Origin of the sequence: Streptomyces mutabilis, assembly GCF_014649815.1 — a bacterium.
GTDB classification, from domain to species: domain Bacteria; phylum Actinomycetota; class Actinomycetes; order Streptomycetales; family Streptomycetaceae; genus Streptomyces; species Streptomyces mutabilis.
In genome coordinates, this window is the sequence record NZ_BMTT01000157.1 from 1 (window position 1) to 685 (window position 685).

1 protein-coding gene is annotated in these 685 nt (G+C 32.3%); it reads left to right on the plus strand.

All coding sequences use genetic code 11. The annotated features are described in order from the left end of the window. A partial coding sequence (locus IE142_RS35160) for a DUF1958 domain-containing protein (protein WP_229831242.1) occupies positions 1-685 on the plus strand: 685 nt, incomplete at both ends.

The window sequence follows — 685 nt, forward strand, 5'->3', positions numbered from 1 at the left end:
AATCCAGCGGCATTAATATTAGGAAAAAAATAGATGGTTCAACTTCAAAATTTACAGATCGTATGAATGGAAAGGCAAAAAAGTTAGGCATGAATCATACCCACTTTACCAATCCCTCTGGTGCATCTAATGATTTGTTAAAACCTTACGAACCTAAAAAATATAAAGATGAGGCAAAGACAAAAACAACATCTCAAGATATTAGTTTGTTGATACATAGTTTATTAAAAAAACACCCAGAGGTTATAAATTATACAAAGTTAACGCATGGTAAACAGTATAATCAAGACTTCGAAACCACTAATTTATCGTTAAAGGGAGAGGCCGAAGAATATTTAGGAACTGACGGATTAAAAACAGGAACGAGTGATGAGGGGTATAGTATAGCTCTTACGAATAATCAAGATCATTTGAGATTAAATGCAACAATATTGGATGTTAAACCCTATCCGAGTGAACAAGCGAAGCATGTTAGAAATCAGATTGCGAATCACATGATAGAGGATTTAAGAAAAGAATATACGTACACAAAAGTGATGAGTAAAGGGACACATAAAATTGATGGCAAAGAAATAACAGTGAGTCAAAATTTATACGATACCGTTCCAAAGAACAAGGATAAATGGTCACTCAAAATCAATAAAGATAATCAAGTTTATGTATCTTACCCAAGAAAATTTATAAA